The sequence below is a fragment of the Pseudomonas sp. MF09150 genome (genome assembly GCF_059862355.1).
The window spans coordinates 49,556-63,895 of the sequence record NZ_JCBCUS010000004.1 but is presented as its reverse complement, the minus strand read 5'-3'; the positions used below and the strand labels follow the sequence as shown (position 1 = coordinate 63,895).

General features: G+C 56.9%; 10 protein-coding genes. 5 read left to right on the top strand and 5 right to left on the bottom strand.

Annotation, left to right across the window (positions count from 1 at the left end; genetic code table 11):
• Window positions 1-51: 51 nt before the first annotated feature.
• The 5 genes from AC19YX_RS16410 to AC19YX_RS16390 all read right to left on the bottom strand — a co-directional run bounded on the left by AC19YX_RS16410 (window position 52) and on the right by AC19YX_RS16390 (window position 5,745).
• Window positions 52-453 carry a YbaN family protein gene (locus AC19YX_RS16410; RefSeq protein WP_078471838.1) on the bottom strand — a complete coding sequence of 134 codons (402 nt, stop codon included), beginning with the start codon at window positions 451-453 and terminating at the stop codon, window positions 52-54.
• A gap of 153 nt (window positions 454-606) precedes the next feature.
• On the bottom strand, window positions 607-1,215 hold the full coding sequence (locus AC19YX_RS16405; RefSeq protein ID WP_078471837.1) for a biliverdin-producing heme oxygenase: 609 nt from the start codon (window positions 1,213-1,215) through the stop codon (window positions 607-609).
• 114 nt (window positions 1,216-1,329) lie between these two features.
• On the bottom strand, window positions 1,330-3,936 hold the full coding sequence (locus AC19YX_RS16400; RefSeq protein WP_500606610.1) for a TonB-dependent receptor: 2,607 nt from the start codon (window positions 3,934-3,936) through the stop codon (window positions 1,330-1,332).
• Window positions 3,937-4,055: 119 nt separating this feature from the next.
• Window positions 4,056-5,027, bottom strand: coding sequence for a FecR family protein (locus AC19YX_RS16395; RefSeq protein WP_500606609.1), 972 nt, complete (start codon window positions 5,025-5,027; stop codon window positions 4,056-4,058).
• A 199-nt stretch (window positions 5,028-5,226) separates the two neighbouring features.
• A complete protein-coding gene (locus AC19YX_RS16390; protein WP_500606608.1) occupies window positions 5,227-5,745 on the bottom strand; it encodes an RNA polymerase sigma factor in 519 nt (172 codons plus the stop codon).
• A 201-nt stretch (window positions 5,746-5,946) separates the two neighbouring features.
• Between AC19YX_RS16390 and AC19YX_RS16385 the strand changes: the two genes are divergently transcribed.
• The 5 genes from AC19YX_RS16385 to AC19YX_RS16365 all read left to right on the top strand — a co-directional run bounded on the left by AC19YX_RS16385 (window position 5,947) and on the right by AC19YX_RS16365 (window position 14,280).
• Window positions 5,947-8,028: a type VI secretion system Vgr family protein gene (locus AC19YX_RS16385; protein WP_500606607.1), complete on the top strand. Its 2,082-nt coding sequence runs from the start codon at window positions 5,947-5,949 to the stop codon at window positions 8,026-8,028.
• A 21-nt stretch (window positions 8,029-8,049) separates the two neighbouring features.
• Window positions 8,050-10,791, top strand: a complete 2,742-nt coding sequence (locus tag AC19YX_RS16380; RefSeq protein ID WP_500606606.1) for a hypothetical protein — start codon at window positions 8,050-8,052, stop codon at window positions 10,789-10,791.
• Window positions 10,788-11,543 (top strand): hypothetical protein, encoded by a 756-nt coding sequence (locus tag AC19YX_RS16375; RefSeq protein ID WP_500606605.1) that lies wholly within the window; start codon window positions 10,788-10,790, stop codon window positions 11,541-11,543. The genes AC19YX_RS16380 and AC19YX_RS16375 overlap by 4 nt, the downstream gene beginning before the upstream one ends.
• A 504-nt stretch (window positions 11,544-12,047) precedes the next feature.
• Window positions 12,048-12,776: a hypothetical protein gene (locus AC19YX_RS16370; protein WP_500606604.1), complete on the top strand. Its 729-nt coding sequence runs from the start codon at window positions 12,048-12,050 to the stop codon at window positions 12,774-12,776.
• Window positions 12,777-13,395: 619 nt separating this feature from the next.
• Entirely contained in the window at window positions 13,396-14,280 is an 885-nt protein-coding gene (locus AC19YX_RS16365; RefSeq protein WP_500606603.1) for a hypothetical protein, read from the top strand.
• The last annotated feature ends 60 nt before the right edge of the window (window positions 14,281-14,340 follow it).

The following is a 14,340-nucleotide window of genomic DNA, read 5'->3' as shown; positions in this document are numbered from 1 at the left end:
CGGCTTGCGCGGCATTTGCGTGAGACGCAGCCGACGAGCGGTCATCTTCGGCTAGGAAATCTGAGGCAAGGCCTCTGGCCGCGACCAGATCCACAGGTTGCCCAGGCTCATGCCGCCGATGGCCAGGTACATCGTCCAGTGATGATTGAGCAGGGCCAGCATCAGTCCGGCGCACAGCAGCATGCTCAGGGTGGCGCTGACCTTGGCCCGGCGGCTGACGATCTTGCCGTTGCGCCAGTTACTGAGGATGGGGCCGAACAGGCGATGGTTTTCCAGCCAGGCGCTGAGGCGTGGCGAGCTTTTGGTGGCGGCCCAGGCGGCCAGCAGGATGAATTCGGTGGTCGGCAGGCCAGGCACGACGATGGCGATCAGGCCGATGGCCAGGCTGGTGTAGGCCAGCAGGCCGAAGAGCAGGCGCGAGAGCTTCGAGGCGGGTCGGGGGGAGCGGGTCATGGGTTCGCTGGTGAGTGACGAGCAGAGGCTTAATCCTGGGTCGGTTTTCTGAAAAAAGCCATCGCCGGCAAGCTGGCGGCGGCTCAAGCCAGGTACCCAAGTCGCTGAAAGGGGCAAGCCAGCCCTTGTCGGGCCTGGCCTGCCCAGGTTGCGTCAGGCCAGTTCCGGGGCGCTGGCGTAAGCCTGTTCGAGCAGCACGGTGAAGCGGTTGAAGGCATCCAGGGCGCCTTTTTCCGCCGCGGCTTCTTCTTCGGCGCTGAACGTCAGGCCGTCGAGGGTCTTGACGAAGCTCTTCCAGCCTTCGGCACGGCCGCCGGCCGGTTCGCCCAGGTGGCGAGCACCGAAGGTTTCGCTCAGGCCCAGGCCTACGGCGCGCTTGATCAGGAACGCGGCGCCGAGCTTGGAGCCTTCGGAAACGAAGATCCAGCCCAGGGCTTCGGCCTGGCTCGGGTTGCTCACCGCGCCGGCTACCGGTGCCGGGACTTCGGTGTCGAGGTCGGCCAGGTCGGCCTTGGCCGCTTCGGCGCGGCAGCGGGCCGCGAGGTCAGGGACGATTTTGTTCAGTTCGGCATCGTTGTACAGGTCCACCAGTTCCGACTGGAACAGGTACTGCGCAACCACGAAGCGGGCGAAGTTGCCCTGGGTTTCAAACGGCGCGTGGGCCTTGACCAGGGTGTCGAGCTTGGTGTGCGGCTCGTGGGTGATCTGGTTCAGGCGTTGCGAGCGCAGGTGATGAGGCTGGGTAGAATCCTGGGCGGTCATGAAGATGTCCTTGAGAATGAGATGCACTTAAGTGACTAGACGAACAAGAAGACGCGACACAGTAAAAAAACCTCACTGCCCATGAAAAAAAAGGGCAGCGAGGCGCTGGATGGATCAGATATCCCACACCAGATTGACCGAGACGTTGCGCCCGGGAGCGGTCAGGCGGTCGAGGTTGGCGGGGTTGAGCATGCCGGCTTCGCCGACCCCGTCGTAGCCGCGTACGTCGTCCCAGTTCCAGTATTTCTTGTCGGTCAGGTTGTACAGGCCGGCGTTGACGGTGACGTCGTCGGTGACCTTGTAGAAGCCGGTCAGGTCGAGAATGCCGAAGCCCGGGGTCTTGAACTGGCTGCTGCTGGTCAGGCCGTCCGGCGCCTTGAATGCGTTGTCATCCACCCGATCCTTGCGTTTGACCAGGGTCCAGCTGAGCAGGGTGCCGTAGTTGTCCTGGTCGTAGCCCAGGCCAAACACGCCCTTGAGCGGGTTGACGCTGTTGAGCGGCTCGCCGTTGTCGGCGTTGCGGCCGTAGGCGTAAGCCACCGAGCCCTGGGTGTAGAGCCCCTGGGGAGCGCCCAGGGCGTCCAGGTTCAGGCGGCCTTTGACTTCCGCGCCCTTGATGGTGGCGTGCTTGATGTTGGCGCTGAGGAACTTGACCTGGTTGTAGCCCGGAGCAATGGCGTCTTCGTTGATGAAGTCGCGGTACTTGTTATAGAACACCGCCACATCGAAGTTGCCGTGCTCGAAGTTGCCGCGCAGGCCGGTTTCCCAGCTCTGGCTTTTCTCCGGCTTCAGGTTCGGGTTCGGCGTGACCGAGTAGCCGAGGCCCGGGTTTTCGAAGCGCCCGTACAAGGCCTTGGCGGTCGGTGTGCGGAAGCCTTCGGCGTACTGGCCGTACCAGGTGTACTGCTCGGTCAGGGCGTAGGTCAGGCCGAACTTGGGCGACAGGCGATGCCAGGTTTTTTCCTTGGCGTCGATTTCGCTGGCACTGCCGCCGGCAGCGACGATGGTATTGATGAACTGATCGGTCACGTGGGGTTTGAGCTGGGTGTAGTCGTAGCGCAGGCTCGGCAGGAAGGTCCAGTCGTTCCAGCGAATCTGGTCCTGGACGAACACGCCGTAGGTGTTGATGGTCGGGTCCGGGAAGTCACTGGATTTGACCAGGCTGTCCGCCGGCATCAGGCTCGGCCCGCCGATGACCGGGCAGTTGGTGGCCACGTTGAGGCAGACGGCGGTGCCGGAGCGGTAACCGGTGACTTTCTGTTGCTTGATGTTGGTGCCGTAGGTCAGCAGGTGTTCGGTATCGGCAATGCTGAACGCCTTGTCCAGCTGGGCGTCGAAGACCCACTGTTTTTCCTGGTACAGGGTGTCGCGGGTGCGGGCCACGCGGCGCCCGGATTGGTAGATCTCATCGGCATGCTGGTCGGTCTTGGCGATCTGGTAGTTCAGGCTCCACTTGATCTTGTCCACCAGCAGGCTGTCGAGGGCAAAGCTGTGCTCCAGGCCGAAACGCTCGCGGGTGACGGTGTCGTTGGCGGTACGGGCGCGATACAGGTTGCTGCCCATGCCGTTGAAGAACAAGCCGCCGACCACGCTGCGTTGATTGCTGTCACGGTCGTCCTTGTACTTTTCGTAGGTCAGGCCCAGGCGCGAATCGTCGTTGTAATTCCAGCCCAGCTTGGCCAGCACGTTGGTGGTGCGCACGGTTTCCGGGTTGGCTTCGGTGCGTTTCAGGCCGGTGCCGCCGGTGCTGCCGTAGGACTCGGTTTCACGGCCGTTGCGCTGGCTCAGGTGCAGCAAACCGTCGAACTCACCGCTGCGCCCGGCGAAGGTGCCGGAGGTCAGCCAGCTGTTGTCGGAGGAGCTGTAGCCGGTTTTCAGGCGTGCGCCCAGGTCCTGGCCGGGTTTGATGATGTCGTCCGGGTCGAGGGTGAAATAGCTCACCGCGCCGCCGATGGCGTTGCTGCCGTAGAGCGCCGAGGCCGGGCCGCGCAGGATTTCCACGCGCTTGATGATTTCCGGGTCGACGTAGTTGCGCTGGGTTTCGGCGTAGGGGCCGTTGAAGAAGCTGCTGGGCACTTCGACCCCATCCACCTGGGTCAGGATCCGGTCGCCGTCGATGCCGCGGATGTTGTAGCCGCTGATGCCGCCACCGCGCTTGCCTGCACCACCGACCGATACGCCGGGTTCGTAGCGCGTCAGCTCCTTGATGTTATTCACGTTCTGCCGGTCGAGCTGGGTGCGGTCCTGCACCGTCACCGTGCTCGGCACCGAACTGACGTCCTGTTCCTGGCGGGTCGCACTGATGGTCATCTGCTGCAGGTTGACCACGTCGGCGCCGCTGCGCTTTTCCAGGACGATGGTGTTGTTCCCCAGTTTGCGATAGTTCAGGTTGGTGCCTGCCAGCAGCCGGTCCAGGGCTTTTTCCGGCGGCAGCGAGCCGCGCACACCAGGGGAGGCGACGCCGGCGCCCAGTTCTGCGGGCAGCCCCACCTGCCAGCCGGTGACCGCGGTAAAGGCATTGAGCGCCGAGACCAGGGGTTGCTGGGCAATGGCGAAGTGATAATTGCCCATGCTCGAACTGGACTGCGCCGGGGCAGTGGCGGCCATGGCGGGCGTGGCCTGGGCGCCGGCCAGCAGGATCGCTGCGGTCAGCAACGACAGGGTGCAACTTTGCAGGCGGGCAGAGGGAACAGGGGATCGGCTGTTGAGGCGAGAGGACATCGAAAGCGCTCCGGGTCGCACGAATCTTATAGGTGCAGATCAGCATTTAAAATGCGAATCAATTGCATTGGCTATAACGAGACGTACGACCCAAGGCTATCGAGTAAAAATAATTATTCTCAGTTGATGATCACCAGCGCCGGGAATTCCGAGAGCCGCGCCGAGGTGATGTGGGCCAGGGATCGCACCACATTCAGGGGCTGGTCGAGGCGATAATTGCCGGTCACGGCCACATCGGCCAGACGCGGGTTGTTGTTGACGATCCAGCCCGGGTAATAGCGCCGCAGTTCGGCCAGGACCTGGCTCATCGGGCAGTTTTCGAACACCAGGCGCCCCTGGACCCAGGCCAGCTCCTTGTCTGCATCGAGTTTGGCCGGGCGTTCGAAGCCCTGGGGGCCGACGCGCACGCTTTCCCCGGCGGACAGGCGAATGCGCTGGTCGGCATGGGTCGCCCGCAAGTCGATAGCGCCGCGCTGCACCTGGACCTGGGCAATGCCGTCCAGATAGCGCACGGCAAAGGTGGTATCGCGCACGCTGGCCCGGACCGGGCCGGCCTCCAGCTCCAGGGGCAGGCCGCGGTTGGCCGGGATCTCGAAATAAGCTTCGCCCTGATACAGCCGGGCCACGCGCTGCTGATCGTCGATGTCGCTGGAAAACGCCGAGTTGGTATTGAGCAGCACCTTGGAGCCGTCTTCCAGTTGCAGGCGCTGACGTTCGCCGACCTGGGTCAGGTGGTCGGCCTGCAGGCGCAGGGGCAGATTGCTGAAACTGAACAGCCCGAGCACCAGTACCGCGGCCGTGGCCAGGGGTTTCCAGTGGGGTCGCAGGCGGGCCAGGCGTGACACCTTGGGTGGGGTGCTGTCGAGGGCGACGGCGGATTGCGCCACGTGCGGGCCGTTCCAGATCGCCTGGGCTTTCTCGAAGGCCTGGGCATTGAGTGCGGAGGCCGCCAGCCATTGCTGGAATTGTCGGGTTTGCTCGGCACTGGGATGGTCCAGCACGATCAGCCAGTCCAGCGCCTGATCCATGGCCAGCTCCTGTGGAGAGGCGCCCGAGGGGGTAGGCGGCTCGGCGCGGTGAGTATCCGTCACGGGTGTTCCTCGGCTGTGTCTGTGCACAGCTGTTTTTTCAAGAGAGAGCGAAAGCCGGGCAAGGTTAGCAAACCCCCGGGGCTGACGCAGTCGTTCCGATCATCAGCTCGGAACCTGTTCACGATCCGCTGTGCCTGTTTCATGGGGCATTAAAAAGTGGCTGAGCATCGCTCGCTGGATCGTGAACAGGTTCTAAGACTCACTGTGAGTCCAGGCGTTCGGCGATGCCGATGCAGATGGCCATGATCAGTTTCAATTCCTTTTGCACCGTGCTCAGGGACACCCGCAGTTCTTCGGCGATCTCCTGGTAACTGTGACCGTGCAGGCGGCTGAGGATAAAAATCCGCTGCTGGCGCGGGCTGAGCTGATTGAGGCTGAGGTTCAGGCGCTCAAGCAGTTGTTCGGCATGGGCCGCATCTTCTGCGCTGCTGGTGGGGGCGGCGACGTTCTCCACCACCTCCATCGGCACGTCTTCGAGCAGGGTCCTGCCCTGGATGCGGCGCGCGCGCAAGTGGTCCAGAGCCAGGTTGCGCGCGGTCTGGAACACAAAGGGTTCGAGGTGATCGATGGCCCGTTCATTGAGGGCCCGGGTCACACGAAGGTAGGTTTCCTGCAGCAGGTCCTCGGCGGTGCTGTGGTTATCGACCATCCGCTCCAGCGTGCGCAGCAGAGAAATTCGTTGAGTGAGGAAGACATTGTTGAAGCGCGATTGACTCACAGCGGGGCCTGATCCATTTTTTGCAGTTGATGATAATGCTTATCATCTACGTGCTTGGTCAAGTCCTGGGTGAGTTTCAGACTCACCTTATAGCCCCACGCTCGCTCCCCACTCTAGATTCCCGCAGTCAGGCGACAACCCTGCCGGCCGGTACAGGCCCAGGGCTTTAGAGATCAGGAACTCAGTCACAGGGAGTTATGCATGGCCAGCCAAGCCGATCTGCGCTTTACCTTCAGCATTAACAACGAGTCTTTTGACGTTGTTGAGTTCACCTTGCATGAAGCGCTGTCCCAGACCTTTCATCTGGCTGTCGAACTGAGTAGTGCCAATCCCGCCATCGACTTCGAGCAGGTGCTGGATCGACCTGCACTGCTGACCCTCTGGCACGGTGAGACGCCCGTGCGCTATGTACATGGCGCCGTGTCCTCCTTTGTTCAGCACGACAGTGGTTTCAGGCGTACGCGCTATTCGGCAGTGATTGAGCCGCGCTTGGCGCGGTTGAAGCTCAGTTCCGACTGGCGCATTTTTCAGACCCTTACCGTGCCGCAGATTACCGAGGCAGTGCTCAAGGCTCATGGCCTGACTCACGACTACGAACAATGCCTCACCACCGAACACCAAGCCCGCGAATACTGCGTGCAGGCCGGCGACACCGACTACCACTTTGTCGAACGCATCATGCGCGAGGAAGGGTTCTTTTATTCCTTTCGACACAGTACCGAAGGTCACCAACTGGTTCACAGCGACCGTCTTTTTATCCACGGTCGCGTGGGTGATGAGCCGGTGCAATACAACCCCACGCCCGGCGGCGATCAGCCGCAACCGTCTCTGCGCCGATTCGCCTACAGCGAAAACGTGCGCACCGCGCGCCAGACCCAGCGCGATTACACCTTTCTCCATCCCCGCTACAGCCACCAGCACAGCCGTGATGGCGTCGATCTCGACCATCAAGGTCGCCAATACGAACGTTACGATTACCCGGCCCGCGCCAAGTTTGACGAGGCCGGCAAACCCTTCGCTGAAAACCGCCTACGTGGTCATCGGCGCGATGCGCGCATGGCCCTGGTGGAGGGCGATGATCCGCGCCTGCAACCGGGCATTTCCTTCACTCTTGCGGGCCACCCACGGGAAGACATGAACCGAGGCTGGCGCCCGGTGAGCATCGTTCACCACGGAAAGCAGCACACCAGCCAGGCTGAAGAAAGTGCCGAGGCGCAGCTGGGCACCCATTACAGCTACCAGGCCGAACTGGTGCCGGACGATGCCGAATGGCGCGCAGAGCCGCTGTCCAAACCCCGTATCGACGGCCCGCAAAATGCCACGGTGGTCGGCCCCAAAAATGAGGAGATATTTACCGACGAATACGGCCGAGTGAAGGTGCAATTCCCCTGGGATCGAGAAGGGAAAGAGGACGAATACAGCTCCTGCTGGATCCGCGTTTCGCAAAACATCTCTGGCGCGACCTGGGGCCATATGGCGATCCCGCGCATCGGTCAGGAAGTCATCGTCTCGCATTACGACGGCGATCCAGATCAACCGATCATCACCGGCCGCACTTATAACCGCCTGCAACTGCCGCCCTACGAACTGCCCCTGCACAAGACCCGGATGACGATCAATAGCAAGACCCACAAGGGCGAAGGCTTCAACGAACTACGTTTCGAGGACGAAAAGGATCAGGAGGAAATCTACGTCCACGCGCAGAAAGACCAGAACATCCATATCAAGCACGACGAGACCACCTTCGTTGGCCATGATCGCAGCGAACAAGTCGAGCACGACGAAACTGTTTCTATCGGTCACGACCGCAAGGAAACCGTAGGCAACAACGAGCAGGTCAATATCGGCCAAGACCGCCGACACGATATCGGCCAGGACGACACCCTGAGCATCGGCCGCAATCACAGCATCCGCACCGGCAAAGACCGCACCGAAGAAGTCGGCAATCACCGCCGCGACAAGACCACGGCCAACCACTGGGTCAGCATCGGCGGGCATCAGGAACTCACCATCGAAGGCCGATCCGAACTGCAAGCAGGCCAGGCGATTCGCCATCGCTCGCGGGTCATCGAACTACAAGCCGGCGAAGTGATGCGCATACGTGGCCCTGGCGGGACCATCACCCTCGACAGCGGCGGCATCACCCTCAGCGCGGTGGCCATCAGTATTAAAGGCCCGTTGATTCAGCAAGGAGGAGGCAAGGGCAACTCGCTGGCGCTTGAGGGGAACCCCGAGGACGGCCTGCCTGCTGACGAGACCTGGAACTGGCAGTTCACCCGTTGAATCTGTAGGAGCACATCAAAGATGACCGTTGCACCCAAACCCACCTCCCGAATGGGCTACCCCTTCAACGCCAAGGACGGCAAAGCCTTTGCGGATGTCCAGGATGCCTACGCCGGGTTGGCGCTTGCGGACGGTGGCCATTTCCCCCTGGGCAACAATGGCCACTTTCACGGCGGCATCCATTTCGACCGTGGCACGGCCAACGTGTTTTCCACCGAGGAGGGGGTGCAATGCGTGGCCGACGGAGAGATCGTCGCCTACCGAATCGATGAGCATTACCCGGATGCCACGCCGGTGGCCGATACACCTCTGAAGGCCGGTGCCGAACCGCTCGCTAATGCCGATCAAGATCAAGAAGCCCAGGCCACGGCTGTGTTGCGACCTTACTCCACCGGCTTTGTCCTGGTTCGTCATCGTCTGCAAGCACCCCCTCTGCCGGCCCCCGCCAGCGACGACGATTTAGCGTCAGCCACCGTCGAACCCGACTACGGCACCCGACTGGCAACCCGAGCCCACGGCCCCACCGTCGGTTGGCTGCCGCTGTACGCACGCGTCGCACTGATGGAACTGCAAAACGGCTGGGCCAAGGTCCGCATCCAGCCGCCCTCGGTTGCCACCTGGACACGCGAACCTGTGGCTGAGCCCTGGCTCCCCCTCTACAGCCTGGACCGCCTGCCCACAACCTTGCCCAATCGCTGGTTTGGCGGCGAGCCGCCGGTCGCAACCGTCGTGCTCGGCAGCCAACCCAAGCCGCAGCCTCCGATGTGCAAGCCCGCCGCCGTCATATCGCCGCCGGAGCTTGTCCTGTACAGCCTTTATATGCACCTGGCCGATGGCGCGAGCTACCAGGCAACCCCCGACCGAACGCCCAAGTGGTGGCCCAAAAAACGGCACCGCGCCGGCCTGAAGACCAAAAACCAGTGGACCCTGAACGACCAGGTGATCGAGGGCCTAACGGTCAGGGCGCTGGATAGCAGCACCGAACTGGGAATACTGGTCCGCGGCTCAGTGATCGAAATCGAGCCGATGGCAGGGAATGATAAATGGGGCCTGGTCCGGCGCATTGTCGAGGGCGGTATTGCCACCCAACCGGACGGCGTTCAAATCACTGAGCTGCAGGTTCCGAGTCGGGTGTATCTGGAGGAATTGGATGCGTTCAGCGCACCCGCCGCCTTCGACAACATCGAGATCCCTGCGCCACCGATTCCGCTCAGCATGGGCGAGGTCATCGGCCACCTGGGCCAGCAAGTCTCCAGCTCCGACACCTTGCTGGCCAACCAGCCGGCCACGCGCCCCATGCTGCACCTGGAAATCTTCAGCGCCGAGGATGTGCCGCGCTTTCTGCTCGACAGCCGCCGTTACGCCGAAAACCTGCCGAAACAGCACTGGACCCTGGTGCGGCTGCGCCAGGGCGACCCGATCAAAGCCGAACCCAGGGACGATGCCCCCTCGGTCATCGACCTGGCGACAGACTGGACCACGGGCATCACCCGCCACACCACCGAGCAGCAGGATGACCACCAGCAGAGTTGGGTCAACGTCCAAGTCCTGGCAGCAGACGGCTCCATCGTCCACGGCTGGGCCAAAGACACCGACCGCCGCCTGACCCCCTGGCATTGGCCCGGTTTCGACGTCGTCGACGCCGCCAGCAACCAAGCCGGAACCTGGTGGGACGGCACCGCCAGCGCCTTCGTCGACTTCCTCAGAGGCGGCCAGCGACCCGAAGAAACCCCATTCTTCAAACACATCCGCCAACTCATGGGCTTGAACAACCAGGGCGAACTCAGTGAAGAAAACCTGGACGCCACCTTGCAGAACCGAGCGCTTGCAAAGCGCCTGGGAGGCTTGATTGCCTATCACACCAGCGAATGGCACGTCCCGTCCTGGGCCGGCAAGTACGGCGTGATCTCCGAAATCGCGGTCAAGCTCGGCAAGTGGGCCATGGACAATGTGAAAGCGGAAAAGAACCGCGTGATGAAATTGCGTTGGTGGGGGGAGGTGGCCGCGGATGTTGGGTTGCCAGAGGGGGCGAAGGTTTATCACTTTCATCCGATTGGGTTGGTGGGAAGACTTGCGACTCCAGACGCAATGGTGACTTATCGCATTTACCAGAGCACAGGTCTTATTGAGCGCTTAGTCCCTGTTGGGCTCGAAGCCGAAAGAATGAAAGATGCAAGGTATATTTATATTTCATCCGATAATAAGGAGCATGACTTTGGTGTTTTTATCGGTCAGAAGGCAGTGCGCTGGATAAAGAAAGGAATAGCGGGAACTGATTTCATATATTTGATGGATGTCGCCCAGCTTGGAACTAATTCAGCTAGGGAGTTTGGATTTCGCTTTTTCGGAACTGATAGGAGGTTTTTAAATCAAACAGCTCTGGCAGCGTTGATCGGTGCCTTGATGGAGGTAGGGTATGAGGATGTTGCGTCAACTGGATTCAGTAACGTGGATGGGACGCCTGGTATCAGCAAGTCACATATAAATGGGGAGAATGGGGATTTTATGTTTATGCGTCTTGATAAGAGTTGGAGTGTCTCAACTCTTCTTGATACGGTAAGCGGTGTAATCTCCCTAGATGAAGAAAGACAGAATAGGCTTAATCAGGCATTCTTTAAGTTTGGTTGGAAGACGCAGTATGCATGGAGGTATACCAAGAATGGGGCGCAGAAGCTTCTGTCGCGCACTATTCACTATCCCGAACACCACCACCATCTTCATGTGGCGGGTTTCTCTCCAAAGTTAAAAGAGATCGCGGAATGAATTTAATATTTTTATGGAGTGCATGTTTTTTTGCATTGGTCCTTTGGTTTGAAGCAAAGGCTTATGCAGATATTGCACCCGATCAGGACGAGCCAGAAAAAACTGAGTTGTGTGCGGCTAGTCTGAAGTATAACGCAACGATAGTTTCTGAAGGTGGATTTTCAGTAAGTACCTTTAGACTATTCAAAAGTTATCCGCCTTTGGGTTCTGAAAGTGAGTCTGATGATTCTGATAAAAAGGCCAGTTACAAGCTGACTAAGTCATTGCGGCTTTCTGCTCACTGCTTGCAGTCTGAAATGTATGAGTTTGAAATACATGACGAAGGAAAAATGAGGAAGGGTAATAACGGTGATTTGAAGCCGATTGCTGTGCAGTTGTTAAGTGAAAATTATTATGTGGTGTTTGTCAGGGATGGCTATTTTAGTGGCGATGGTGCGGGGCAAGAGCTTGTGGCCAGCTTAGCAGTGTATAACGCAAAGGGCTCACTTATAAGGAAAATGGATCGAATCTCATCATGGCGAAGCTATGAGGGAAGCTTGGCTCTGCTTGATGCATGCGTAGTAGAGGATGGCATATTGCTGCGCGAGTTAAATATTGATCCAGATATTCAGTCCAGAGCGGGTGATGTGATTAGTTATATGTCCCCCCTTCTTTTGTTGGATCAAACACTGTTTTCCGTGGTAGGGGGCTATTCTTTGCAGGGTGGTGGTGAACGTGTTAAATGCATTTGGGGTAACTATTTGTCTCTCTAGAGTTAATCCGTGAACTGTGGGTTTTATCGCGTGTGAGGCACTTTATCTATCTATCGATTTAAGTGAGGTTGCCCCCGGTTGATTGTTGGGCTTAAACGATCAAGGCGAACTAAATGAAGAAAATCCGGGTGCGGTCTTGCAGAACAGAGGGGGTTAAGGCACCTGTGAGGCTTGACTGCCTATAACGCCAGCGAATGGTATCTGCCGCCTTGGGCCGGCAAGTACAGCGCGATTTATGATATTGCGGTCAAGATTGGCAGGTAGGCAGTGGACGATGTAAAAGCGGAAAAGAACCGTGTAATGAGTTTGCGTTGATGGGGGGCGGCGGCCGCCGGTATTGGGTTGCCGGAAAAGACGAAGGTACATCACTTCCTTCGTTTGGATAGGCGGCCAACACTTCTGCAACTAGAGTAGATTTCGGTCTGATGAACGCTCAACGCTCAATGAGTTATGAGAAAAGATGATCAATATAAAGTGGCGTTACTTTGCTGCCAGGTAAAGGTCGTGAAAAAATATTATTTTTTATTGCTTTTTTTTGTTGCAGGTTCTGAGGTTTTTGGTGAGTGGTCCTCTAGTTTAAATAAGCATGGGGGTGTAGTGTTGCTCACCGAAGATCTCAAGAAAAAGACAGGAGATACATGTGGAAAAATTGTTTTTTTTGACGAAGATATAAACGATAGGCAAACCGAAAAAACCTACACTAAGGTAAGGTTCTCAAACGATAAGAGCGTTACTGATTACATCGAATTGAGTCCAATGGCTATTCCATTTGTTAAAGATGAACTCTCCGGCCACTTTTCACCCTCTTGCAACCTGGTCTGGGTGGGCGCGCTAGACAAGGGGGAAGTGACGAACGATGCAGGCGAGGTAGTAGAAAATCATGAGCGTTACTATTGTGTTTTTATCGCGCTTCCCCAAGCCTGTGTATTGGCAATCCGCACCGATATGATGTGTTCTGGGAAATTTGATCGCTCAGATCAATGGATCAGAGATGATGGTTATCCCTCTTTGGATCTACTTTCTAAAGGCTTTCCAAATATAAAGAAATATATAAGTGGTCCGAATAGTCGAGTGGATCCTACGCTTGATGTAAATAATGTACTTCGTTGTGATCCTGTCTCCCGGGATAACGTGGGAGATTATCTAAAGGTGGTTAATGACGAGCGCCTGGGTGTGAGTGAAAATTTAAGGGGTAAAATAAGGGTTGAGGTGGATGCGTTAAATATAAAGTAAGTTGTCCGTAAAGTGTGGAGCAATTGCCCGGTTGTGTTTCGGATGCGGTGGAACCTCTGTAGTACGAAGGTGCCCAACAAAGGACTGTAGTATCCTACAGTAGGAGTAGAAGAGTGAAAAAATGTCAGCTTGTCTACTTGCGTTCTTCTCCGTATCGATATTTGCAAACGACCGCGGAGGTGACAAGCACGAAGTGTCAACTCGAGTCACCCAGGTCATACACTCGGAAGGTTGGGTCGGCTGCTACAAAATAAGAAGCACACTGTACACTTCTCCTGTCAACGGGAAGTCCTGGGCAGATGTTTTTGCTGATACGTTGAAAGTCGAGCTTGTCAGCCAAGGCTATAGAGTTGGTCTATATAGTATTCAAGCTAGCCAGAATGTTTGCTCCTTCTCTTTTGATATGAATGAAAACAATGGCAGTCTAGTGCGTATGACAGAATTCGGCCCGGTGTTTCTTAAAAGCGTTCGTGATCACCTAGCTCTATCATCCAGAGGCATGGATCCAACAGCAATTGGTTTTGGGGGTGTGTGGCATTCATGCCGATGTCGACGGATTAAAATTTCCGTTATCCAGCAAACAAGATATAGCATCGATATGCCCCGACGGAGGATAGCGATGAGCTTCTGTTTTTATAAAGTATTCAAGCATGATTTTTTTCTAAAAACTGCAATTAGCTACATATATAACTATGCAAATCGACAATTTAATCTAAAATTGTGGCGTGAACTTGCTTGGACTGTCCCATTGACGCTGAATTTGAGTTGCTGCGAGCTTCGTGCAAATGAAGCCGTTCCAGTTAACAAAGGCATAGGCGAAAATCAGGCTTTGTCATTCGTCGTGATAACAGATGTCAATCACAGTACGCCGACTATAAGGTTCTCCTATTTAATCTCATCTATTGAAAGATTTTCCAGGGAGAATCTCTACCGTATAGTCGGTCCCGATACGGGAGAAAGTCTATCTGTTGCAGAGCGAGTTATAGTGGGTTTTCAGCAAGATCCACCAAGATATTTAAAAACTGAAAGTGGTATCCAGATATTCTGGGGGAAACAAGAAGGGCAGGCCGAGATCAAGTCTATTGCCATTTTTGATGGTAACAACGAGATTAAACTGATCGGGGCGGCATCTAATATACCCACGCTCTACTCTTGGAATTCAAAGTATGGGGTGGCGAGTATGTCTGAATATAGAAGGCGGCTTGAGCAGCGGGCTGCTTATATGAAGGGGCCGGAAATAATGTTGTTTGTGAGGGATCAGCATGACGCGGACAGTTACTATCCTTTCGCGGCAAGATGGACTCAAGCCGCACTTATGGGGTTCAACTCTACGTGTAGCTCTCCTGCTCAAGCCCCCACCTGTTTGTTGGCGGAAAAAATAGAAATCCCCACGACTATTCGAACTGCTAGCTGTAATGCCGAGCAGGCATTAGGTTTAACTTGCATGCTGATTGTTCCCGAACTAAAGCAAATTAAAATTCCGCTCGATATGTTCAAGCAATAGCTTCGAGTTAATTTTATAGAGAAATGCCGTCATGAGCATCAGAGCGAAAAGTAGAAAGAG